Source organism: Sphingobacterium kyonggiense (assembly GCF_039536825.1).
In the GTDB taxonomy this organism is placed as follows: domain Bacteria; phylum Bacteroidota; class Bacteroidia; order Sphingobacteriales; family Sphingobacteriaceae; genus Sphingobacterium; species Sphingobacterium kyonggiense.
The window spans coordinates 416,586-439,601 of record NZ_BAAAZI010000004.1; the positions used below are offsets into that span (position 1 = coordinate 416,586).

Sequence of the window (23,016 nt, forward strand, 5' to 3'; positions counted from 1 at the left end):
GTAGAAAAAAGGCATAATATTTAATAATTTTGCCGGAAGACTATCTAAAATAGCGTGTAACAAACAGAATGAAAAACCTTTCAAAGATTATTATATTACTTCTTGCTGTATTTACTGTACAAGCAAATGCACAAGAAAAGCTTATTGACCGTGTGGTGGCTACTGTGGGTTCCAATGTGATTTTACAATCGGAAGTGGAAGCTCAGTATGCCCAATACCTCATGAATGGTGGTACACCGGATGAAAGCTTTAAATGTATGGCCTTACAACAATTAGTTATTACTAAATTATTGGCTCAACAAGCGGCAATTGACTCGATTGAAGTTTCCGAATCGGAGGTTGATGATCAACTGAATGCCCGTATGCGCGATATGATTCAACGTGGTGGAGGTCAAGAGCGCGTAGAAAGCTTATTGAAACGCTCCATTTTACAATACAAGGAAGAAATGCGACCGGTATTGGCAGAGCAGTTAAAGGCTGAACGTTTTCAACAGAACCTAACTCAGAAAGTTACCATTACCCCTCAGGAGGTAAAACAATTTTTCGAGCTAATTCATAAAGATAGTTTACCCTATTTCAATACGGAAGTAGAGATTGGTGAAATTGCTATCTTTCCGGAGTTGACCAAAGAAGAGAAGAATATTTTCAAAGAACGCGCAGAGAAATACCGTCAACAAGTATTAGCAGGTACTGATTTTGGTACGGTTGCTCGTTTCTATTCAGAAGATAAGGGCTCTGCATCACGTGGTGGTGAAATGGATTTCCAACCAAGGGAGACTTTTGTAAAGGAATTTGCTGCCATGGCATTCCGATTAAAAGAAGGTGAAATCTCTCCAGTATTTGAAACCGAATATGGATTTCACTTTTTACAGGTATTACAGCGCCGTGGAGAGGATGTAAAAGTAAGACACTTATTGATCTTGACTCAGCCGACTCAAGCGAGCTTAGATCGCGCAAAAGCGAAATTAGACTCGGTACAGAACTTGGTTACCACTGGCAAGATGAGCTTCAGTACTGCCGCTTCAATGTACTCGGATAATAAAGAAACCAAATTTACAGGTGGTATGGTTATCGACCCTAGGTCGCCAACTCGTTCTACCGTAATTTCTGTAGATAATTTACCTAAAGAATTGTTCTTGGCGATTGACCCATTGAAACCAGGTGAATATTCTAAACCTTACCAGTTCCAAGATGAACGTACAGGTAAAGTAGGATACCGTTTCAATTTATTGAAAACCCGTATCCCTCCACACCAAGCAAGTCTGGATCAGGATTTTGCCAAACTCAAATACTTCGCTCAAGAGGATAAAGTAAGACGCCGTATGAGTGAATGGTTTGAGAAGAAAATGAAAACTACTTTCGTAAGCATCAATGAAGACTTCGCAGGTTGTGAAGAGCTAAGACTTTTCCAAACCCCAGCAAGCGATATCGCAGCGAAGTAATTCGCACAATGACCATATAAAAAGGGGTGAATCTTATCGATTCACCCCTTTCTTTTTATCCTTGATTTGAACTGCTACCTATCCGAGTTGTTTATTCACAAGTCTTATTCCGGTAGATTCAATCTTGTTTATCTTTCGAACATCATCTCTAGAATGACTTTCCAGTTGAAATCGTCCTTTAGCTGCCATATACGGACATAACTAAATTTAACTACCTTATCCTTCATCCCAACAGTTGCAGTCCCGTAGGTGTAAGCAAATTCACCACTATAGGCACGTCCTACATCGCTAGGCTTCGTGTCTATTTCAATACGTTCTTTTTTAAGAAAGTTTAGGATATTTTCTCGGCCTTCCATTTCATTCTGCCAAGGGAAGTAAAAACGAGCATCATCTGCTAAGAATTCTTTATAGCCTGTTCTTGTATCGGCCTTCAGAATTGTAGAAAACAACTCATCTGTTTGAAATACTACTTCTTCACGTTGCTCTAATCGTTTGGTAGAACGATGCTTAAGGTAGTTTTTATCATCTGGTTCGTAATACTCTAGTTCTCCTGCTTTTTTCTTACCGAAGTTTTCCACTTCAGTACGAATATGCACTTTCCAATTACCTTTTTTATCACGGCGCCATACGGTCAAATATTGGCCATAACGCTTAGGGGAACCTACTTTTTGGAACTCCATAGGTCCTGATGTCACTCCCCAATCTAAACTTCGAGATACCAACACTAGATTGGGATTCCAAGTTAACAAATCAGGAATGTTGGGTCTATTATCAAGATAATTAACCGCATTCACGGGTGATGGCACGTAAAACGTGGATAGTTTATCCACCATATATTTAAATCCGGTATGCGGACCTTCCGTTTTGGATAGATTTGCTGCAGTTTTATCCACATTTAATAATCCACCTACCTTATCTGGTAGTTGAGCAAATGCAGATACAGATACTAATGCAGCGGCTAATAGAGTTAAGCCTTTTTTATAGATCATTCTTAATATTTTCTCTACCTAATCAAATCTTATTCCAAAGTGTTCCTTCCTTGCTATCCTTTAGTTGGATACCGATCTCCGTCAATTTCTCACGGATGCTATCGGAAGTCACAAAATCTTTGTTTTTCTTGGCGTCATTGCGGATTCCAATGATGATTTGCATCAAATCATCCATGCTGTCCACATCCCCTACTTGGTCATCTTTAAGACCTAGGATATCAAATACAAAGGCTTGTATAAAACTGCGCAATGCTTCCAAATCTGTAGCATTTATGGTCAGTTTATTATCGTAAATGGAATTAATGATACGCACAACTTCAAATAGCTCAGCAATTAAGACTGGGCTATTGAAATCATCGTCCATGGCAGCATAACATTTGGCTTTAATATCTTCCAGATTACCAAAGTTAGATTTTGAAGACGGGCTGATTTTATCCAATAAACTAATGGCCGTTATCAGACGTTTATAGCCTTTATCGGCTGCCTCTAATGCTTCATTGGAAAAGTCCAGAGTACTTCTATAATGCGCTTGCAGCATAAAGAAACGAACAGCCATTGGAGAATAGCCTCTGGTCAACAATGGATGGTTACCAGTGAATAATTCACCTGGAAGGAAACCATTTCCTGCTGATTTAGACATTCTTGCTCCATTGACAGTTAGCATATTCGTGTGCATCCAGTATTTAGCTGGTGCTGTATGGTTACAAGCCTCAGATTGTGCAATTTCATTGGTATGGTGCGTAGCGGCTAAATCCATTCCTCCACCATGAATATCGAATTGATCGCCCAAGTACTTGCGGCTCATGGCTGAACATTCAATATGCCATCCTGGGAAACCTACTCCCCAAGGTGATGGCCAACGCATGATATGCTCTGGTTTAGCCTTGATCCAAAGTGCAAAGTCCAAACGACCACGCTTTTCGTCTTGTCCACCTAATTCTCGGGTATTGTTTAACATATCCTCCAAATTGCGGTTGGTCAAGATGGTGTAGTTATATTCCTTCACATATTTCTCCACATCGAAGTAAACAGTACCATTCACTTCGTATGCAAAACCATTCTTGATAATCTCTTGAACCATTTCAATCTGCTCGGAGATATGCCCGGTTGCAGTAGGTTCAATGCTAGGTGGCAAGGTATTGAACATACGCAATACATCGTGGAACCCTAAGGTGTACTTCTGTACAATCTCCATAGGTTCCAATTGTTCTAGCTTTGCCTTTTTCGCAAATTTATCGTCTCCCTCATCATTATCACCTTCTAAGTGGCCAGCATCCGTTATGTTACGAACATAACGAACCTTATAACCAAGGTGAAGGAGGTAACGGAAAATCAAATCAAAAGAAACAAAGGTTCTACAATTCCCTAAATGCACATCACTGTAAACAGTGGGTCCACACACATACATCCCTACCATATTTGGATGGATAGGGACAAATTTCTCTTTCTTACGTGTTAAGGTATTGTATAATACGAGATTATGATTCATATTGATTTGCTGATTCGTTTATTTTTGTCTAAAGAAGATTTGAATAGGAACTCCAGAGAAATCAAAGTTTTCTCGAAGTTTATTCTCAATAAATCGCTTATAAGGATCTTTAATGTATTGAGGCAAATTACAGAAGAAAGCAAACATTGGCGATCTCCCAGGTAATTGCGTTACATATTTAATTTTAATGTATTTTCCTTTGGTTGCTGGTGGCGGATATTTCTCAATAATCTCCAACATCACATCGTTTAATTTTGATGTAGGGATTTTCTTGGTTTTATTCTCATAGACCTCCATAGCTGTTTCTACAGCTTTGAAAATACGTTGTTTCTCCGTAACGGAAGTGAAGATGACGGGCATATCGGTAAATGGCGCAATCTTGGATTTGATTGCATCTTCAAATGCTTTTGCTGTCTTATGGTCTTTCTCTACGGTATCCCATTTATTCACTAGAAGCACAATACCTTTTTTGTTTTTCTCCGCTAAGTGGAAGATATTGATATCCTGTGCTTCAATACCATCTTTAGCATCAATCATCAGGATAACTACATCAGAATCCTCTAGAGCTTTGATAGTACGCATGACCGAATAGAATTCGATATCCTCATTTACTTTGGATTTACGACGAAGTCCTGCGGTATCAACCAAAAGGAATTCATGTCCGAATTGGTTATAATGAATACGGATAGAGTCGCGAGTTGTACCAGCAATAGGAGTTACGATATTACGTTCCTCACCTAAAAGTGCATTGGTTAAGGAGGATTTACCAACGTTAGGTCTACCTACAATGGTAAACTTAGGTAATTCGTCCTCATCTTCCTGATTTTCATCTAATCCCTTAACAACCTCGTCAAGTAATTCACCGGTTCCAGAACCAGTCATGGAAGATATGTTAAATACTTCGCCTAGTCCTAAGGAATAGAATTCATGTGTATCGTGGGTTTGCTTTGCACTATCTACTTTATTGGCAACGACAAATACGGGTTTACTGCTGCGACGTAGAACATCGGCAATTTCATCATCAAGGTCAGTGATTCCGGTTGTAGCATCTACGACAAAAAGAATCGCGGAAGCTTCATCGATAGCAATTAATACTTGGTCGCGGATAGCCGCTTCGAATACATCATCTGATCCGTGAACAAAACCTCCGGTATCAATGACAGTGAATTTTTTGCCGATCCATTCGGCTTGTCCGTAATGACGGTCTCGGGTAACACCACTAAAATCATCTACAATAGCCTTACGACTCTCCGTAAGACGGTTGTATAAAGTGGATTTGCCAACATTTGGCCTCCCTACAATTGCTACAATATTTGCCATATTTTGTTATTCTTCTGTTACCTCACGGCAACAGTACAGTTCTTTGTAAAAGTACAAAGTTACGCAATAATCAAACATAATTGGTCAGAAATCACAAATAGGAATACATTTTATAGCTAATACGCCAAGCTTTTACATCCAATTTACAAGACTCCTCAAAATATGCAGCAAAACATTGAACATCACAGCAATGAAAAAAGACTTATTCAAGCTTATTAACAATTACTAACTCGATAAAAGGCACAAAAAAAGGTTGCCTGAAGATCAGGCAACCAGACATTGATGTGTCTTGAAAATTAACAGTTAGAAATATTGTAAATACTATTTGTATCCGTTACCGAAATACAGCAGTAAGCTTTATTGTCAAGTATTGTAATCACCCCCTATTCTTCTCTTATCATTCCCCTGAGGCTGATTATTATTCAGGTCATATTTCTTTGATTTTCTTTGGAAAAATTAACCGATTTTGTTAATTAATCTCCGAAATAAACACCAAATAAATATTATTTCAACACATAAGAAAGAGTGCTTTCCTATAAATTCAATGAAAATATACGACATTCTTTCTAAGAAACAAAAATCAAAAAACACGCAACCGATTGATTGCAATTAAATATATAAGGGTTATACACTCCCGCTTAACCACAAATTATAACGAACAAAAGAAATAAATTAAGAGCGAGGCAAGTTAGTTTCATTTATGAAACAAGGGATTCGTGTCGTGAAAATAACGACACTTAAAAACTTTTTAAAAAAAGTTTTATTTATTAGGAAAAACAACAGAAATATTACGTAAAATAATTAAAATTTAAAGCGACTCCAGTAAAGTCTATTCGGTATAAAATGATTTATCCGAAGGTCAAATTTTTAATGACTACCACTTCAATTTGGTTTTCAAATAAGGGTAGATAAAAACAGCGCCCAAAATAATGATGGCACCGAAATAAAACCCGGTACTCATAGCTTCTCGATGACCAAAGATCATCAATGCAAGGATAATTCCATATACGGGTTCAAGATTGGTCGTCAATGCCACGGTAAAAGCCGATAATTCTTTCATGACCGCAACTCCCAACACATAGGCAAAAGCAGTACACAATCCACCTAACAACAATAGATATAGAAAATCTGATTGGCTCAAATAAAGCTGCTGATCAAATTGACCTACCACAGCTAACATGATGGAAACAACAAGGAAAGCACCTATCATCTCATAGAATGTGATGATCGTGGGGCTAGCCTTTTTCACCATCCTCGCATTAAATATGGAGAATATACTGGCACAGAACGCACAGGAAAGACCATACACTATACCCCAGAAATATTGAAATTCAAATTTAAAGATGAGGTAAATCCCAAAGATTATCAAAAGGCCAACCATCACATCGGAAATAGCAATTCGCTTCCTGTTGATAATAGGCTCCAAAATAGAGGTAAAAAGTGTTACGGAAGACAACGTAACGAGTGTAACGGATACGGTGGAAATTTTTATCGCATGAAAGAACAGAACCCAATGCAGACCGACTAAACTTCCGACAGCCAAATATTGTCCCAATTGTGCCATACTGACCCGGATACTTCTACGCTTAAACATAAAGAAAACCCATAGCGACAAGGCTGCGATCAATACCCGATACCAGACCAAATGTAAAGCCGACACAGAAATCAATTCACCAAGAACCCCGGTAAATCCCCAGATAAGGACCGTGAAATGCAATATTAGGATATTGCGATTAATCGTAAGGTTTGACATGTTAACCGCCTTTATTTAGGCGCCTTCTTTAATAGATAAAAACTAATGAATAGAAAAATAACGTTTGGAATCAGCACCGATATTAAAGGATCCAAACCTCCTTTGATAGAGAACATACTCGAGAATCTTTCCAATACGATGTAAATACAGCTCAGGGCAATACCTAGTCCCAAACTTAACCCAATCCCCCCCCTGACTTTTTTAGAGGACAAGGAGACTCCAATAATGGTTAGGATAAAGGCTGAAAAGGGATTGATAATGCGTTTGTACTTCTCAAGAAGCAATTCATTCATCATTCCTGTACCACGAATTTCTTCTTTACTGATACGGCTTTCCAATTCTTTTTGACTCATGGTGGTAAAGACATTCTCGTAGACATCAAAATCCTGAGGTGCCATATCTAAAGTGGTATCCCGCTTTTCTCCGGAATCCATACGCTCTTTCAAACCGTCGATATGTCGATTGGTATAACTGTGGATGCTCCATTTATTTTGAGTAGAATCCCAAGTAATACGCTCTGCCATTAACTTTTCAGTCATTCTGTTGCCGTCAAACTTCTCCAAACTGAAGTTGTACCCTACTTTAGCCTTGGTATCGAAAGAACCCATATACACGTAGGTATTGGAGTCAATCTGCATGTGGGTAGAGGATGATGTATTCGAAACTTTATTCGGCTTTACATAGACATTCTCAAAATCAACCTTGACCTTATTGGTAAAAGGAATGACATAGACATTGGAAACCAAGGTCATTGCACAGATTAATCCCGAACACAACAAATATGGCCTAAGCATTCTATTGAAACTCATCCCTCCGCTGAGGATCGGAACAATCTCCGTCTGGTCAGCCATCTTGGAGGTAAAGAAAATAACAGCTATAAAGTTAAATAGCGGCGTCAGCATGTTGATGAAGAAAGGCAAACTTCCCAAAGCATAGTATTGTAAGAATACCTTGGACATGGGAGCCTTATACTTGTTAAAATCATCGATTTTCTCCGAAATATCAAAGATTACGATGACCACACAGAAGATGGCTACCGTAAATACAAAAGTAGACAAGTACTTTTTGATGATATAACGATCGATAATTTTCATGCTTCGATTATAATCTTTGTCCTAATTTTACCACCATCTTGTTCTTCCAATCATAGAAAGTACCATCGATGATGCGTTCTCTGGCTTCATTTACTAACCAAAGATAAAAATGTAAATTATGTAAAGATGCAATTTGCGCTCCTAAAATCTCTTGCGAGCGAATAAGATGGCGTAAATAGGCTTTAGAATGGATTTGATCAACTAATAAATCGCTTTCTGCTTCGATCGGACTAAAGTCATCCTTCCATTTCTCATTCTTGATATTGATGATACCCTCACGAGTAAATAACATTCCATTACGAGCATTTCTAGTCGGCATCACACAGTCGAACATATCAATACCCAGAGCGATATTTTCTAAAATGTTTACTGGAGTACCCACGCCCATTAAATAACGTGGCTTTTCTTTAGGCAGGATGTTGGTCACAACTTCAGTCATGGCATACATCTCCTCTGCAGGCTCACCTACGGATAAACCGCCGATAGCATTTCCTTCACGATTAAATGAGGCAATTTTCTCAGCAGATTTCTCACGAAGATCTTTGTAAACTGAACCTTGCACGATTGGGAATAAGGTTTGATCATAACCATACAATGGCTCTGTACTATCAAATCGATCACAACAACGCTTTAACCAACGGTGCGTCATATCTAAAGATCTACGAGCATAGTTATAGTCACACGGGTATGGCGTACATTCATCAAATGCCATGATGATGTCTGCACCGATGATACGTTGAGTATCCATCACATTCTCTGGTGTGAATAAATGCTTGGAACCATCGATATGTGAACGAAAGGTTACCCCTTCTTCTTTAATTTTACGGACTTCGGTTAAGGAATATACTTGATAACCTCCAGAGTCAGTCAAAATGGGACGATCCCAATTGATGAACTTATGTAAACCTCCAGCCTTATTCAATACATCTAAACCTGGACGTAAGTACAGGTGATAGGTGTTCCCTAAGATGATTTGTGCTTGAATATCATTAACCAATTCATGTTGGTGAACCGCTTTTACTGTTCCCGCAGTACCAACGGGCATGAAAATAGGTGTTTTTATGGTACCATGAGCAGTTTCTATCTCCCCTGCTCTTGCTCTTGAAAAATTATCTTGTGCCTGAAGCGTAAATTTCATACTTATCCTTAATCGACCGCAAAAATACTATAAAATTCCGACCGATTGATATATCCGGCATTTAATTAGTAATTCTTAACAACCTTTCACCCGTATTATTACGATAACCTGTATCTTTGCTCCTACTTTTATGTTAGCTAATTTCCATATCGACCTGAACAGTGACTTAATTCCTTATGGAATTCTCTTGCTGTTTTTGGTATTCCAACTTTACTTTATCTTGTTTGTGTACAGCAAGCTTGCACGCTATCGTGTCAAATCTTATCAGGAACATGCCGATAAAAAGCCGGTTTCTGTACTAATCTGTGCCCATAATGAACAGGATAACTTACAACAATTCCTACCGAGCATTTTGAATCAGGATTACCCGGATTTTGAAGTAATCGTTGTCAATGATTGCTCCAGTGATGAAACCAAATGGATCTTACAGGATTTTGCAAGTAAATATTCTCATTTACGAATTGTGGAAATCAAAGAGCATATTCAGCTTAAGCACAGTAAGAAATTTGCACTGACCATGGGTATCAAGGCCGCGAAAAATGAATACTTGCTGATGTGTGATGCAGATTGTGAACCAATAAGCAGAAATTGGATTAGCGAATTAGAAGGAGCATTTCAAGACAAGAAAGAGATCATTCTCGGCTATTCCCCATACTTCAAACACAAAGGATTTCTAAATAAGCTAATTCGATTTGAGACCAGCCACACAGCCATGAGTTATCTCTCTTATGCCCTAAAGGGAGATGCCTATATGGGTGTGGGACGAAATCTTGCTTATACCAAATCTTTATTCTTCAAAGGAAAAGGTTTCAATGCTCACATGCATATTAAATCGGGAGATGATGATTTATTTGTGAACAGCAATGCCAATTCATCGAATGTGGCTATTGCCATTCATCCCGATGCTGTTGTGGAATCAGCTCCTAAGACAACTTGGAAAAGCTATTACAAACAAAAGGCTAGGCATTCTGGAGCATCAGTGCTTTATAAAACAAGACACAAGAACATGTTGGGCATCCAATTGGTAACTGCCGTACTATTTTATTTGGCCGTAATCGTTGCTATATTGATAACACCTCAGTATTGGTATCTAGCATTGGCAGCTTATTTAATTCGATTAATTTGCCAACTGCTGGTCTTCAAGCCTATCTATCGTAAATTACAGGTAGCCGACCTTTTAGTTTGGCTTCCCCTTTTAGATTTCTATTATTATTTTTACATCTGTTTCAACGGTCTTTTCAATCGAAAGAAAAAACAAAAGACCTGGAAATAGCATCCTATTGAACATTTAACAAAGCAATACCGTGAATCCAACTGTAGATATTATTTATCAATATTTCCCAAAACTTACTGAGAAGCAAAAGCAACAATTTGCCCAATTAGAAGAAGTTTATCCTTTTTGGAACGACCAGATCAATGTGGTTTCTCGCAAGGATATCGAGAGTTTATACTTGAAGCATGTATTACACTCATTGGCCATCGGTAAATTCGTTGGAGAGTTTAGCCCGAAGACTCGTGTGCTTGATGTAGGTACCGGTGGAGGATTCCCCGGAATCCCATTGGCGATTTTATTTCCGGAAATACAATTTCATTTGGTAGACTCCATTGGAAAGAAAATTAAGGTGGTTAGGGAGGTTGCACAAGCATTAGGATTAACGAATGTAGAAGCAGACCACATGCGTGCAGAGGAGCTGGATTACAAATATGATTTCGTGGTTTCTAGAGCAGTAACCCGTTTAGGCGATTTCCTACCATGGGTTAGAAACAAGTTTGAGAAAAACGACAGGAATAGCATTCCTAACGGTATTTTATATCTAAAGGGAGGTGACTTGAAGGAAGAAATCAAAGAGGCTAGAGTGAAAGCTGAATTACATCCTATCTCCAGTTATTTTAAAGAAGACTTCTTTGACACTAAATATGTCGTTTATATCCCAATGTAAGCGGAGATATATAAAACAAAGAAAAGCCAGTATGTAAAAATATACTGGCTTTTCTTTTATAACTTTTAAATGGATAAATTCTCTTCCTATTGTTTCTGAAACCAATCATAAAAGAAATTGGCTAATTCACGTTCTTCAGGACCAACATTACGATCAAAACTTAATCCTATCCTATGAACAGTTTTCATTTGATTATTCATATTATGAAAATCTATTGCGACACAAGTCCCATTAAATCTTTCTTCTAAGGAATTTGCCAGCACATTCAGAAGCTTTCCATCTTTTTTTTCCTCAGAAATATAGGCTTTTTGTGAAATGGATTCTCCATTTTCCTTAGCCTCATAAACAGCTATCTTACATTTTTGGTCTGCTAATAAAGTATCTCCTTTCAATACATATTTTGAAGCAATTGAAGCTAATGCAGAATCAGTTTTTAAAAACAAAAGCTCCGGTAGCTCTTTGGTATTGTTTAAAATTCCTACAAATTTCTTATTTGCATCAAACTCATATGTTTTTTTAGTAACGTAATCTGTCAGGAAATAACCTACTAAAGAGTCTTTGGAAGTAGAGCCAAGTTCTTTGAAATCATTTCTCCCATCTAATTGAATACTTGTTGTGGTTTTATGTATAGTATTTTTTTGAATTGCCAAACTATCTATCATCAGAATTTCTATTTGATTGTAACTGTCAGCGATTTCACCAAAATCCAATTTTAAATTAAGTAAATAAGGGATTGGTTTATTGCTTTGCTCTTGAGCATTTAAGAATTGCAATGAGCCTAATGTGACCATAGTCAACAAAATAAAGTTTTGGAAAATTTTCATAACCTAGCGCTGTTAGTGTGTACTTTAGAAAAAATAAATTGTTTATCGAAACTACATTTTTTAAAAAGTCAATACAATAGGCAACAGCTAAAAACATGCTCAGGAAAAAAAATATAATATTAAATTAACATCGTACAGTAAAAACCACAGGCCATCTAATTTAAAATAAAGATGGCCTGTGAAATTCAATCAATGATAGGTTACCGATTGAATGAATAATTAAGGAAATATGTATAATTAAAAAATTCGTTGAGAATATGCTGCGGTGATTGTTTTTTATATCCTTCAAAAAAAGGCATAAAAAATGGGTAAGCCCCCTTTATCGCACCGCTCAACCAAATACCCTTGCTTTGTTCCCAACCTGGGGGAGTCAATGGGAGCTGGTCGTAAAGGACTTACCCACGGCAAAATTAACAATTTTTTAATGTTTTCGAAAAGAAAATAGCACTTATGCGCTATACCGTTGACATTCAGCCAAAAAATTACATCTTGTCTTCCCGATATTCTCCTTTTAAGGCAAAATAACCGAACACCGCCAAGCCAATACTGATGATCGGCGTCAGGATAAACAGAATAATTATCCCAAATACCACATCTTCTTGATGACCGGACATAATCTTGGGTAAACCAAATTTTGCTATACAGAAATATGCCGTAAGTAATGCCAAAGCTATCCAGACAATACCTAATATTTTTTTAATGTTTTCCATAGTCTAACTCAAATCTTTTGCTACCATATTCTTATTGATATATAATGCCCCTATCACAAAACAAACTGCGGATATAATAATGGGATACCATAAACCTGCTAAATAGAAATTAGGGTCTGCTGCCGTTTTAGCTGTTGTGGCCAAATAAGTGGATACCGCAGGTAAGAGCCCTCCAAAAATACCATTACCAATATGGTATGGTAAGGACATGGAGGTATACCGGATCTTAACTGGAAAAATTTCAACCAAAAAGGCTGCTATCGGACCATACACCAAAGTGATATAGATAATCTGAATGAAAATCAAAGCTATTAATGCCACATAATTACCTCCTGAGAGATGGACCGTAGTTTTCTCCAACATCTTCACCTCCCCAATTACCGCTTGACCATCTTTCTCCAAGTAGCGCCGGTGTTCCTCTTTTAATGTGGTTCCATCAGTAAATACACGGTTTATCGTATGCACTTCCAACAAATCATCATCAATTTGTTGTTGTTTTGTTTCCTCCGATCTGGAAGCAATAACCTCTTCCTTTAAATCTGGGTTACTTAGCTTATACATGGCTTGATAAATCGGCCTATAGGTCAATACAGCAAGCAACATCCCGATTAACATCACCCATTTACGTCCAACCTTATCCGAGAGTTTACCAAACACCACAAAGAATGGAGTACCAAATAGCAGCGCTATCCCCAATATGGTATCAGCTTGATCGGAATGTACCATCATGACCGTCTTCATAAAAGACATGGAATAGAACTGGCCTGTATACCAAACTACCCCCTGCCCCATAGCGGCACCAAACAAAGCCAATAGAACAAATTTCAAATTGTATTTATTACCAAAACTCTCTTTCAAGGGGTTTGTTGATGTCTTACCCTCTGCTTTGGCTTTCTTAAATTCAGGCGACTCATCCATGTTTTTACGAATCAAGTAAGAAACATAAACCATTAAAATGGATAGTAGGAAGGGTACTCGCCAACCCCATTGGTCAAATTGTGTTTCAGTCAAAACTAACTTTGTCAACAGGATAACCACCAAGGAAATAAAGAGTCCGAATGTTGCAGTCGTCTGAATCCAAGATGTCCAATAACCCCTCTCCCCATGAGGAGCGTGTTCAGCAACATAGGTTGCCGCACCACCATACTCACCTCCCAAGGCCAAACCTTGCAATAGACGCAGGATAAGCACAATCAGCGGCGCAAAGAAACCGATCTGTTCATAGGAAGGTATTAAGCCTATAAGGAAAGTAGCACCACCCATCAGCATCAATGTTACCATGAAGGTGTATTTACGCCCTATCAAGTCACCTAGACGACCAAAAAATAAAGCCCCAAAGGGGCGTACGACAAAGCCAGCTGCAAAAGTGGCTAATGTGGATAAAAAGGCGGCAGTAGGATTATCTGCCGGAAAGAATTTGGTGGAAATAACCACCGATAAACTCCCGAAAATAAAAAAATCGTACCACTCAATGAGGGTTCCTAAGGAAGATGCCCCGATAACCTTCCAGATCCCTTTCTTACTTACTTGTTCTTGCATAGATGTTTATTAGGTTTAAGGTAATTTATATATTTTCCCCGGTAGGGACTGTACTATTCCTTTCATTTCCATTTCCAACAATACGAGCGCAATTTTACTCTGTTGCCAATCACAATAAATGGCCAATTCGTCAATCGAAGCATGCTCTACCTCTTTCAAATAAGTAAATATGCGTTCTTCATCATTATTCAAGTCTGCCAGAAGGCTTAATTGCGTACCTGCATCTTTCTTGCTTGCTGTATTCAGATCCCATTGCATTAATTGAATAAGATCTTCCGCATGCCGTATTAAATGCGCTTTATTATTCCTGATCAATTCATTACAACCTACCGAATATGGCTGATCAACCGGACCAGGAAAAGCACATACATCACGATTATAACTGTTCGCAATCTCTGCTGTAATTAAAGCGCCTCCCTTATTTGCTGCCTCGACCACCACTGTAACATCCGAAAGACCTGCTATAATCCGATTGCGCATTGGAAAATTAACTCGGTCAGGCATTGTACCTGATGGGAATTCGGACAATAAGCGTCCATTCTCCAGAATCTTTTCAGCAGTTTCCCGATGATCAAAAGGATAAATCCGATCTAGACCGTGACCTAATACAGCCACATTTCCCATTTTCTGTTCTACTGCTGCACGATGAGCCAGGATATCAATTCCAAAAGCTAAACCACTTACCATAATTACATCCAATTCGGAGAAGCCTTCCAATAGAGCTTCCGTCAATTTGCGACCATAATGGGTGGCATTTCTAGTGCCTACTACACTGACTATCCTTTGCTTATTCAGGTCTAAATTCCCTTTGCTATACAGAAGCATAGGTGCGTCATCACAATTTTTCAGTCGACGCGGATAACGGTCATCCTCATACCAGAACAATTGGATACCATGGTCTTGTGTATACCGATACTCTGCTTCAGCAGCTCGCATATGGGCACCAGAAACCAATTCATCTATTACAGAACGTGTAATCCCCGGTATTCGTTTTAATTCTGCAGGTTTACTTTTAAAAACTTCTTCTAAACTGCCAAAGTAGGCCAATAATAGTCGACTTGATTTAGGTCCGACACCTTTTATCTTAGTAATTGCAATCTGCTCTATGGCATTCATTCTTGGCTAGTTGAGTCTAAATATAAGGAATCAGACTACCTTCTGCAACATCCTTAAAACTTAAATGCTTAACTTTGTACTTCTAAAGAAATAAAATGGAACTACAAGAACCTTTTGATATTGAGATCAACGGAATCACCTATTCCGTATTCCCGGACGAGAAAGATACCTATACCGTTTTTAAGGATGGACAAGAATATGTGCAAATCATTAAAGACACTGAAACTACGTGGTTAAAGCTGAATCCTGAAACTGGACTTCCGATGTTTGGAATGGATGAAGAAATCAACCTGATCGGTTCCGAAATCAATAAATATATCTAATTTCAACACATGAAGCACGATTTCTCAATTCTGAAATTGGAGAAATCGTGTAATTAAAAAGCTTAGCTTTGCTATTAACAATAAATAGCCTAGGCCAATGAGGGCTAATTACCTGTCAGTCAATCAGCTTTTGGGTACAATAACAATTCCTCCTACACATATTAGATATTTTTTGTTTATTTGTAATCCGAATTAACACGAGTCTATGAGTTGGTTTAAAAGAAACAAAGCAGGAATACAAACTGCTACGGAGCATAAGAAAGAGGCACCTGATGGGATGTGGAACAAATGTCCTAACTGTAAAAAGCCCCTTTTGAATGTAGAGCAGGTAGAAAACAAATACGTTTGTCATTATTGTGATTATCATATTAGAATAGGCTCTACCGCATATTTTTCGATTTTATTTGATAATAACGAATACACGGAACTCTTCCCGAACCTGAAAGCAGGTGATCCCTTACATTTCGTCGACACCAAACCCTACAAAGATCGATTGCTCGATAGCCAAGCAAAGACTGGCTTAAATGATGCATTACGTGCTGCTGTTGGTAAATTGGACGGTCAAGAAATCGTAATTGACTGTATGGACTTCTCCTTTATCGGTGGATCTATGGGATCAGTAGTAGGAGAAAAAATCGCACGTTCCATTGATTACTGTATCGAACATAAATTACCTTTTATGTTGATCTCTAAATCTGGTGGTGCACGTATGATGGAAGCAGCTTTCTCCTTAATGCAGATGGCTAAAACATCCGCAAAATTAGCACTTTTGGCACAAGCCAAACTTCCTTATATCTGTTTATTGACTGACCCGACAACCGGAGGTGTAACTGCATCCTACGCGATGTTAGGTGATATCAATATCGCTGAACCAGGAGCATTAATCGGTTTCGCAGGTCCTCGTGTCATCAAAGAAACCATTAAGAAAGACCTTCCTAAGGGATTCCAAACTTCTGAATTCGTATTAGAACACGGATTCTTGGATTTCATTGTGGATAGAAGACAATTGAAAGAAAAAGTATCGACTTTCTTGAAATTAGTGAAATAACCAAATTCCAGTCGAGAATATAAGAAATAGAAAGCCGAACATCAAATGTTCGGCTTTTTTATGCTTTCTCTTTCCAACTGCGCAGATATTTAAACGAGCTAAATACTTTTCGCTCTCGGAGGTAATATAAGTTTTCTTCATTTTGAAATGCCTCCCTTTCAAAGGAGATATTCAAATAGGCTTTGAAAAAGTGTCGATATTGAATCAATCGAAACATAAACTCCGTCAGGTAAAAGAAATAGAAAGGAATGATCAATAATTCCAAAGCCTGACGAATGTGTATATTCTCATGGTTTATCAGCACCTTATCTTTCTTATAAGCAGGGTGTTTTAAGAAAATAAAAGGAAAAATAGTAATAGCTTGCGCTTTACCCCAAGAGAAGAACTTCGTCCAAAATGCACTGACAATAACTTTTCCTTTCATAGCTATTTCTTGCTTTAAAGGTATAAATATCCCCTTTAATTTATAGTTTTTTTGAATATCAAACTTAGGTTGTATATTTGTTTAGGTCACCAAATGGATAAATAGATGCCGTACAAAGAACGCGAAATCAACAAATTATACTATACAATGGGCGAAGTAACCGAGTTGTTCGGTGTAAATGCTTCTCAAGTTCGTTTTTATGAGCGTGAATTTGATATTCTTCAGCCTAAGAAAAACAAAAAAGGCAATCGTCTATTTACTCCAGATGACATCGCGAACCTAAAAATAATCTTCAATCTTGTAAAAGACAAAGGTTATACCCTTCAAGGTGCCCGCGATTTCCTTCGTAACAACAAAAACGAAGCAAAAGAAAATCAACGTGTCGTAGATTCATTAGAAAAACTAAAAAGCTTCTTATTAGAGGTTAGAGATAGTTTGTAAGAAATATTCGTTGATTTAATTCTTTACTTACTTTTTCAAAAAAGCTTATACTTTTTCGAATATAGAATGGTGAAATGATGTGACCTACCACCTAGGGTTCAACTCGATCACTTCCAGATTCTCAATGCGGTCAGCTTGAATGTCAAAGCGCATTAAAGTCCTTTGCTTATGCCATCCTTGTTTTCCGGCAGCACCTGGATTCAAATGCAATAACTGTAATTTTGCATCAAACTGTACTTTCAAGATATGAGAATGCCCGCAAATAAACAACTTAGGCGGATTCTTCTTAATCTCCTCCCTAACCAATGGACTGTATTTACCGGGATAACCCCCGATATGCGTCATCCACACATCAACATCCTCACAAGTAAAACGCAGATTCTCTGGATAAAGATTTCGAATATCTTTATGATCGATATTACCAAAGACGCCCCGCAATGGCTTAAATGCAGCTAATTGTTCAATAACTTCCATAGAACCAAAATCACCGACATGCCAGATTTCATCACAGTCTTTGAAGTACTCAAAAACAGCTTCATCCAAATAACTGTGGGTATCCGATATTAAGCCAATTTTCATAAGGATATGTGTACCGAATTAAAAAGCTAAAAAGAAGGGTTGGAGCAAATGATTATAGGCATCCGAATAGATTCCTCGACCTTTATAGATGATAAATTCTTCTGTTTTCTGCTCACTCGATTGACGAGCAAATCGAATGATACAACGGAAGCTTTCTGAATCCGCAAAAGAACGAATATTCACCTGTCCATCCCAAACTAAACCCAATTTTTCCGCTTCGGTTTTTAAGAAATCTTCCAATTCTACTGGGACGATCAATTGAAATGAACCTTGCTCAGTCAGGTGCTTAGCAGCAAATTCCAACATCCCAATAAAGAAGGTATCATCGGTATGTTTTGCTATTTTCTTACGCTCGTCAGGGTTATGCAGAGAATTGATATAAAATGGTGGATTGGAAACTATTAAATCAAATTGCAAGTCATTTTTCCAATGAAAAATATCAGAATGCAACAAGTGCATTCGATTAGTAAAAGGCGACTGATCAAAATTCATTCTAGCGGTTTTAGCGGCAAGATCATCAATCTCTACACCCCATACCTCAGCATCCTCAAAACGCTGGGCTAACATCAAAGCGATGACTCCCGTACCGGTACCAATATCCAAAATACGATTCACGGATTCTGCCTCTGCCTGCGCCCCTAACAAAACACCATCTGTGTTAATGCGCATTGGAACATTATTCTGATCTACTGCAAATTGTTTAAACTGAAACACCTGACCCATAACCTTCTAACTAGAATTAATTCTTTAATAAACGCTGTATCTCATCCAATTTCATCAATGCCTCAACTGGAGTTAAGGTATTGACATCCAAATTATTCAGCATATCCCGAATCTTTTCCAAAACCGGATCATCAATGGAAAACATTTGCAACTGATAAGCCTGCTTCTGAATCTTACGCATACTATCCTTGATCTTCTCCCCTCCGGTACGCTCCTGTTCCAATCGTTTTAAGACGTCATTGGCGCGCGCTATAAGCTTAGGAGGCATTCCAGCAAGCTTGGCTACATGAATACCAAAACTATGCTCAGAGCCGCCCGGAACAAGCTTACGAAGGAAGATCACCTTGTTGTTCAATTCCTTTACGCTGACATTGTAGTTCTTGATACGAGGCATGGAAGTACACAGCTCGTTCAATTCATGATAGTGTGTTGCAAATAATGTTTTTGCACGACAGGTTGGATGGCTATGTAAAAACTCCGCAATTGCCCAAGCAATGGAAATACCATCGTAAGTACTGGTGCCACGTCCAATCTCATCCAACAGAATTAAACTTCGGTCAGAAAGGTTGTTCATAATACTCGCGGTCTCATTCATTTCTACCATAAAGGTCGATTCCCCAGAAGAAAGATTATCTGAAGCCCCAACACGGGTGAAGATCTTATCCACGATTCCCAAGGTCGCTTCCTTGGCAGGAACAAAACTACCTATCTGTGCCATAAGGACAATCAATCCGGTCTGACGCAATAATGCCGATTTACCCGCCATATTGGGTCCAGTGATGATAATGATCTGTTGACCCTCCGGATCCAAGAAAGTATCGTTGGTGATGTAGTCCTCACCTATTGGCAATTTCTTTTCAATTACCGGGTGGCGACCACCCTTGATATCTATGATACGGCTATTGTTGATTTCTGGTTTTACGTAGTAATTCTTTTCGGCGATCACCGCAAAGTTTAACAGCACATCCAGTTTGGCCAACAATTGAGCATTTAATTGAATGGGCTTGATATATGCTGCAATATCTTGCAGCAATTCGGCATAGATTCGATTTTCAATGACTTGAATCTTCTCTTCTGCCCCTAAGATTTGTTCTTCATATTCCTTCAGCTCCTCAGTAATATAACGCTCCGCATTGACCAAAGTCTGCTTTCGAATCCATCCCTCTGGCACCTTATCCTTATGGGTATTGGTAACTTCCAGGTAGTATCCAAACACATTATTGAAAGCGATTTTTAAAGAAGGAATACCTGTGGCGTCTGATTCACGTTTCTGAATCTCCAACAAATAATCTTTCCCACCGAAGGCAACCTTACGTAATTTATCCAAATCAGCATCCACCTGATCGGCAATTACATTTCCCTTATTCAAGGCAACCGGTGGTTCCGCTTGTACCGTACTCTCTATTTTATCGCGAATAATCAAACAAGGATTCAGCTGTTCGGCAATCACCCTTAGAGATTCCGATTCTGCCCCTGCTGTCAATTCTTTTAATTTTTCTACCGCATAAAGGGCTCTCTTCAGCTGAATGATCTCCCTAGGATTTGCTTTCAGTAAACCTATCTTGGAGATCAGTCGTTCCAAATCCCCAACATGTTTAATCTCGCGAATTAATTCTTCCCGTACATCTCGCTGTTTATGGAAGTAATCGACTACCTGCAAGCGTTCGTTAATTGCCTTCTCATCCTTCAATGGCATGATAATCCAACGTTTTAACAAACGAGCCCCCATTGGGGAAGAAGTTTCATCCAATACATCCGCTAAAGTACTTGCATTCTCATTGGCAGAACCTACTAATTCCAGATTCCGAATCGTAAAACGATCCAACCACATATAGCGGTCTTCCTCAATTCTGGAGATATTGGAAATATGTTGTAGATTTCGGTGTTCTGTTTCATTCAGATAATGTAAGGCTACACCTGCTGCAATCAGACCAACATTCATGCGGTCAACACCAAAGCCCTTCATGGACTTTACCTCAAAATGCTTCAGCAACTGTTCATCCGCATAATCGCCTGTATAAGGCCATTCATCCAAGGTATAGGTATAATAACTGGAACCAAACTGTTCCATAAATTCCTTAGCTTGTTTCTTGGGCATAATCACCTCGGTCGGCTTAAAGCCTTGAAGCAACTTATCGATATACCCCACACTCCCTTGTGCCACCAGGAATTCTCCAGTGGAAATATCCAGGAAAGACACCCCTACAGAACTTTTATCAAAAAATATAGATGCTAAGTAATTATTGGACTTCTGCTGAACGATATTCTCACTGTAAGAAACTCCAGGCGTAACTAATTCGGTCACCCCACGTTTCACAATGGTTTTTGTTTGTTTAGGGTCCTCCAATTGATCACAGATAGCGACCCTTTGTCCTGCACGAACTAATTTCGGTAAATAAGTTTCTAGGGAGTGGTGTGGAAATCCTGCTAATGCAGTCTCCGATTCGGTACCATTTCCACGCTTAGTCAAAACAATACCCAATATTTTGGCGGCCTTTACCGCATCTTCTCCAAACGTCTCATAAAAATCCCCCACCCTAAACAACAATAAGGCACCGGGGTACTTGGCCTTTATCGTATTATATTGCTGCATTAAGGGGGTTTGTTTCTTCTCTTTTGCCAAGGTATGCTTATTTTGAATGTGATGTAAAAATAGCAGAATTGTCCCGATTTGCAAAACCGAACAAAAAGCAATGTCAACAGTGAAATTTGACCCGAAAATTAAAAAATACCTCTTATGTTTGCATAAATTTTCAATGCCATGGCTATCAAGCGTTCTACCAAACAGAACAAGATCAAGCAAAAAAACAGTAAAGGACAATCATTCTTCAAAACGAAGATATGGCCTTACCTGTGGCGTGCCGTGTTAACTCTCTTTGTACTCAGTATACTTTGGGTAATTGCCCTACGTTTTACCAATCCCCCGATTACCTATTTGATGTTGAAGCGTGGCTTCGAACGTAAAGCTGCTGGCAAGGAATGGAAGATTGAACGCAAATGGCTGGATTATGAGGATATATCCGACAATTTAAAAAGAGCTGCCTTAGCTGGTGAAGATGCCCATTTTATGACTCATAATGGCTTTGACACCAAGGCCATCTTTGAAGCCATCGAAAAAAATAAAGCCGGTAAATCTCTTCGCGGCGGGAGTACCATCAGTCAGCAAACTGCCAAAAATGTATTCCTTTGGCCTGGCCGTTCATGGATTCGCAAAGGCCTGGAAAGCTATTTCACTGTCCTGATTGAAATCTTCTGGAGCAAAAAACGAATCTTAGAAGTCTATCTCAATGTCATTGAAATGGGTCAAGGAGTGTATGGTGCAGAGGCAGCTTCCCAATACTATTTTCATAAATCGGGGAAAAGCTTAACCAAAAAAGAAGCAGCACTTATTATAGCCATTCTCCCAAGCCCACAGAAATGGGATGCCAGAAGACCTTCGAATTACATCAACAGACGTGCAAACAGCATCGTTCGTTATTTGAATTATTATAAGATTCCGGAGTAGGGCTAAGGTCTTAAAAATCCTTCATAGTTTAGAGATCTTCCACCTTCGGTGGGATAGAATCAAATTAATCTTTATGAAACTATTTGATTTAAAAAAACGGGCGGACATTCCGTTCATTCTCGTCGGGGATAAATCGCCTTCCCTCGAACTCACTCAGTACCGCCCCTACCTTACGTGTTATCTAGATAGTTTGTTCTTAGGTGATTAGTAGCACCTAAAAGTAGAGGATTGTTTGATAGAAATTATTAACGGTCGAAGCATGCTTCGACCCTACTGTTATGGCAGTAAAAATAATAAATTCACGAACGTCTGTAGGGTCGATGCATGCATCGCCCGCCTATTAACAATCTAAAAATCCATCATAGTTTAAAGATCTTCCACCTTCGGTGGAAGATGATGGCGTCATGTGGGGGTTATAGAGACTCTTCGCGTTGCTCTGAGTTGTAAGTGACGTAATATCTATCCCGCCAATAGGTCTAAATACTCCGTACTATATACTTTATACTGCCCGAAGGGCTATGTCTTTCGTCTGTTGTCTAACTGTCTCTCACATAGGTTTTCTTCGACACTCCTTCGGATCTCCTTCGGAACTTGTTCGGAACTCCTTCGGATCTCGTTC

General features: G+C 38.7%; 21 protein-coding genes and 1 other RNA gene. 7 read left to right on the forward strand and 15 right to left on the reverse strand.

The genetic code is table 11. The features are described from left to right. Positions 1–68: 68 nt before the first annotated feature. Entirely contained in the window at positions 69–1,442 is a 1,374-nt protein-coding gene (locus tag ABD676_RS02885; RefSeq protein ID WP_344673166.1) for a peptidylprolyl isomerase, read from the forward strand. 128 nt (positions 1,443–1,570) lie between these two features. Here the strand turns inward: ABD676_RS02885 and ABD676_RS02890 are convergent, their stop codons facing one another. From ABD676_RS02890 to tgt, 6 genes are all read right to left on the reverse strand, one after another. Beyond that, positions 1,571–2,431 carry a DUF4440 domain-containing protein gene (locus ABD676_RS02890; RefSeq protein WP_344673167.1) on the reverse strand — a complete coding sequence of 287 codons (861 nt, stop codon included), beginning with the start codon at positions 2,429–2,431 and terminating at the stop codon, positions 1,571–1,573. Positions 2,432–2,453: 22 nt separating this feature from the next. Beyond that, complete coding sequence (cysS, locus tag ABD676_RS02895; protein WP_344673168.1) at positions 2,454–3,920, reverse strand: cysteine--tRNA ligase; 1,467 nt, start codon at positions 3,918–3,920, stop codon at positions 2,454–2,456. Positions 3,921–3,938: 18 nt separating this feature from the next. Next, positions 3,939–5,240, reverse strand: coding sequence for a ribosome biogenesis GTPase Der (gene der, locus ABD676_RS02900; RefSeq protein WP_344673169.1), 1,302 nt, complete (start codon positions 5,238–5,240; stop codon positions 3,939–3,941). 874 nt (positions 5,241–6,114) lie between these two features. After that, on the reverse strand, positions 6,115–6,993 hold the full coding sequence (locus ABD676_RS02905; RefSeq protein ID WP_344673170.1) for a DMT family transporter: 879 nt from the start codon (positions 6,991–6,993) through the stop codon (positions 6,115–6,117). 11 nt (positions 6,994–7,004) lie between these two features. Further along, entirely contained in the window at positions 7,005–8,087 is a 1,083-nt protein-coding gene (locus ABD676_RS02910; RefSeq protein ID WP_344673171.1) for an LptF/LptG family permease, read from the reverse strand. A gap of 7 nt (positions 8,088–8,094) precedes the next feature. Next, positions 8,095–9,225 (reverse strand): tRNA guanosine(34) transglycosylase Tgt, encoded by a 1,131-nt coding sequence (gene tgt / locus ABD676_RS02915; RefSeq protein WP_344673172.1) that lies wholly within the window; start codon positions 9,223–9,225, stop codon positions 8,095–8,097. Positions 9,226–9,355: 130 nt separating this feature from the next. On the opposite strand from tgt, the gene ABD676_RS02920 reads away from it, so the two are divergent. After that, entirely contained in the window at positions 9,356–10,498 is a 1,143-nt protein-coding gene (locus ABD676_RS02920; RefSeq protein WP_344673173.1) for a glycosyltransferase, read from the forward strand. A 31-nt stretch (positions 10,499–10,529) separates the two neighbouring features. Next, a complete protein-coding gene (rsmG, locus tag ABD676_RS02925; RefSeq protein ID WP_344673174.1) occupies positions 10,530–11,165 on the forward strand; it encodes a 16S rRNA (guanine(527)-N(7))-methyltransferase RsmG in 636 nt (211 codons plus the stop codon). Between the two features lie 86 nt (positions 11,166–11,251). Here rsmG and ABD676_RS02930 read toward each other — a convergent pair whose 3' ends face one another. The 5 genes from ABD676_RS02930 to dprA all read right to left on the reverse strand — a co-directional run bounded on the left by ABD676_RS02930 (position 11,252) and on the right by dprA (position 15,354). Next, positions 11,252–11,989 (reverse strand): hypothetical protein, encoded by a 738-nt coding sequence (locus tag ABD676_RS02930; RefSeq protein WP_344673175.1) that lies wholly within the window; start codon positions 11,987–11,989, stop codon positions 11,252–11,254. Positions 11,990–12,292: 303 nt separating this feature from the next. Further along, positions 12,293–12,390: signal recognition particle sRNA small type (ffs, locus tag ABD676_RS02935), an RNA gene on the reverse strand. Positions 12,391–12,471: 81 nt separating this feature from the next. Further along, complete coding sequence (locus tag ABD676_RS02940) at positions 12,472–12,699, reverse strand: DUF6814 family protein (protein ID WP_344673176.1); 228 nt, start codon at positions 12,697–12,699, stop codon at positions 12,472–12,474. A gap of 3 nt (positions 12,700–12,702) precedes the next feature. Then, complete coding sequence (locus ABD676_RS02945; protein WP_344673177.1) at positions 12,703–14,238, reverse strand: MFS transporter; 1,536 nt, start codon at positions 14,236–14,238, stop codon at positions 12,703–12,705. 15 nt (positions 14,239–14,253) lie between these two features. Beyond that, positions 14,254–15,354 carry a DNA-processing protein DprA gene (gene dprA / locus ABD676_RS02950; RefSeq protein ID WP_344673178.1) on the reverse strand — a complete coding sequence of 367 codons (1,101 nt, stop codon included), beginning with the start codon at positions 15,352–15,354 and terminating at the stop codon, positions 14,254–14,256. A 95-nt stretch (positions 15,355–15,449) separates the two neighbouring features. On the opposite strand from dprA, the gene ABD676_RS02955 reads away from it, so the two are divergent. Continuing rightward, positions 15,450–15,677: a hypothetical protein gene (locus ABD676_RS02955; protein WP_344673179.1), complete on the forward strand. Its 228-nt coding sequence runs from the start codon at positions 15,450–15,452 to the stop codon at positions 15,675–15,677. Positions 15,678–15,882: 205 nt separating this feature from the next. Next, positions 15,883–16,725 (forward strand): acetyl-CoA carboxylase, carboxyltransferase subunit beta, encoded by an 843-nt coding sequence (gene accD / locus ABD676_RS02960; RefSeq protein ID WP_344673180.1) that lies wholly within the window; start codon positions 15,883–15,885, stop codon positions 16,723–16,725. Between the two features lie 58 nt (positions 16,726–16,783). Here the strand turns inward: accD and ABD676_RS02965 are convergent, their stop codons facing one another. Next, on the reverse strand, positions 16,784–17,149 hold the full coding sequence (locus tag ABD676_RS02965) for a hypothetical protein (protein ID WP_344673181.1): 366 nt from the start codon (positions 17,147–17,149) through the stop codon (positions 16,784–16,786). A 105-nt stretch (positions 17,150–17,254) separates the two neighbouring features. Here ABD676_RS02965 and ABD676_RS02970 point away from each other — a divergent pair, with 105 nt between their 5' ends. Continuing rightward, positions 17,255–17,590 (forward strand): MerR family transcriptional regulator, encoded by a 336-nt coding sequence (locus ABD676_RS02970; RefSeq protein WP_344673182.1) that lies wholly within the window; start codon positions 17,255–17,257, stop codon positions 17,588–17,590. A gap of 84 nt (positions 17,591–17,674) precedes the next feature. On the opposite strand, the gene ABD676_RS02975 is transcribed toward ABD676_RS02970, so the two are convergent. From ABD676_RS02975 to mutS, 3 genes are read right to left on the reverse strand one after another with little or no spacing between them, the layout of a single operon-like run. After that, positions 17,675–18,169: a metallophosphoesterase family protein gene (locus tag ABD676_RS02975; protein WP_344673183.1), complete on the reverse strand. Its 495-nt coding sequence runs from the start codon at positions 18,167–18,169 to the stop codon at positions 17,675–17,677. Between the two features lie 18 nt (positions 18,170–18,187). Continuing rightward, positions 18,188–18,892 (reverse strand): tRNA1(Val) (adenine(37)-N6)-methyltransferase, encoded by a 705-nt coding sequence (locus tag ABD676_RS02980; protein WP_344673184.1) that lies wholly within the window; start codon positions 18,890–18,892, stop codon positions 18,188–18,190. Between the two features lie 16 nt (positions 18,893–18,908). Then, positions 18,909–21,485, reverse strand: a complete 2,577-nt coding sequence (gene mutS, locus ABD676_RS02985) for a DNA mismatch repair protein MutS (RefSeq protein ID WP_344673185.1) — start codon at positions 21,483–21,485, stop codon at positions 18,909–18,911. A 168-nt stretch (positions 21,486–21,653) separates the two neighbouring features. On the opposite strand from mutS, the gene mtgA reads away from it, so the two are divergent. After that, a complete protein-coding gene (mtgA, locus tag ABD676_RS02990) occupies positions 21,654–22,397 on the forward strand; it encodes a monofunctional biosynthetic peptidoglycan transglycosylase (protein WP_344673186.1) in 744 nt (247 codons plus the stop codon). Positions 22,398–23,016 lie beyond the last annotated feature (619 nt).

Excerpts from the sequence above, each read along its gene's own strand:
- ABD676_RS02885 (WP_344673166.1), top strand. The coding sequence starts at position 69 with ATGAAAAACCTTTCAAAGATTATTATATTACTTCTTGCTGTATTTACT.
- ABD676_RS02890 (WP_344673167.1), bottom strand. The coding sequence starts at position 2,431 with ATGATCTATAAAAAAGGCTTAACTCTATTAGCCGCTGCATTAGTATCT.
- cysS (WP_344673168.1), bottom strand. The coding sequence starts at position 3,920 with ATGAATCATAATCTCGTATTATACAATACCTTAACACGTAAGAAAGAG.
- der (WP_344673169.1), bottom strand. The coding sequence starts at position 5,240 with ATGGCAAATATTGTAGCAATTGTAGGGAGGCCAAATGTTGGCAAATCC.
- ABD676_RS02905 (WP_344673170.1), bottom strand. The coding sequence starts at position 6,993 with ATGTCAAACCTTACGATTAATCGCAATATCCTAATATTGCATTTCACG.
- ABD676_RS02910 (WP_344673171.1), bottom strand. The coding sequence starts at position 8,087 with ATGAAAATTATCGATCGTTATATCATCAAAAAGTACTTGTCTACTTTT.
- tgt (WP_344673172.1), bottom strand. The coding sequence starts at position 9,225 with ATGAAATTTACGCTTCAGGCACAAGATAATTTTTCAAGAGCAAGAGCA.
- ABD676_RS02920 (WP_344673173.1), top strand. The coding sequence starts at position 9,356 with ATGTTAGCTAATTTCCATATCGACCTGAACAGTGACTTAATTCCTTAT.
- ABD676_RS02930 (WP_344673175.1), bottom strand. The coding sequence starts at position 11,989 with ATGAAAATTTTCCAAAACTTTATTTTGTTGACTATGGTCACATTAGGC.
- ABD676_RS02940 (WP_344673176.1), bottom strand. The coding sequence starts at position 12,699 with ATGGAAAACATTAAAAAAATATTAGGTATTGTCTGGATAGCTTTGGCA.
- ABD676_RS02945 (WP_344673177.1), bottom strand. The coding sequence starts at position 14,238 with ATGCAAGAACAAGTAAGTAAGAAAGGGATCTGGAAGGTTATCGGGGCA.
- dprA (WP_344673178.1), bottom strand. The coding sequence starts at position 15,354 with ATGAATGCCATAGAGCAGATTGCAATTACTAAGATAAAAGGTGTCGGA.
- ABD676_RS02955 (WP_344673179.1), top strand. The coding sequence starts at position 15,450 with ATGGAACTACAAGAACCTTTTGATATTGAGATCAACGGAATCACCTAT.
- accD (WP_344673180.1), top strand. The coding sequence starts at position 15,883 with ATGAGTTGGTTTAAAAGAAACAAAGCAGGAATACAAACTGCTACGGAG.
- ABD676_RS02965 (WP_344673181.1), bottom strand. The coding sequence starts at position 17,149 with ATGAAAGGAAAAGTTATTGTCAGTGCATTTTGGACGAAGTTCTTCTCT.
- ABD676_RS02970 (WP_344673182.1), top strand. The coding sequence starts at position 17,255 with ATGCCGTACAAAGAACGCGAAATCAACAAATTATACTATACAATGGGC.
- ABD676_RS02975 (WP_344673183.1), bottom strand. The coding sequence starts at position 18,169 with ATGAAAATTGGCTTAATATCGGATACCCACAGTTATTTGGATGAAGCT.
- ABD676_RS02980 (WP_344673184.1), bottom strand. The coding sequence starts at position 18,892 with ATGGGTCAGGTGTTTCAGTTTAAACAATTTGCAGTAGATCAGAATAAT.
- mutS (WP_344673185.1), bottom strand. The coding sequence starts at position 21,485 with ATGCAGCAATATAATACGATAAAGGCCAAGTACCCCGGTGCCTTATTG.
- mtgA (WP_344673186.1), top strand. The coding sequence starts at position 21,654 with ATGGCTATCAAGCGTTCTACCAAACAGAACAAGATCAAGCAAAAAAAC.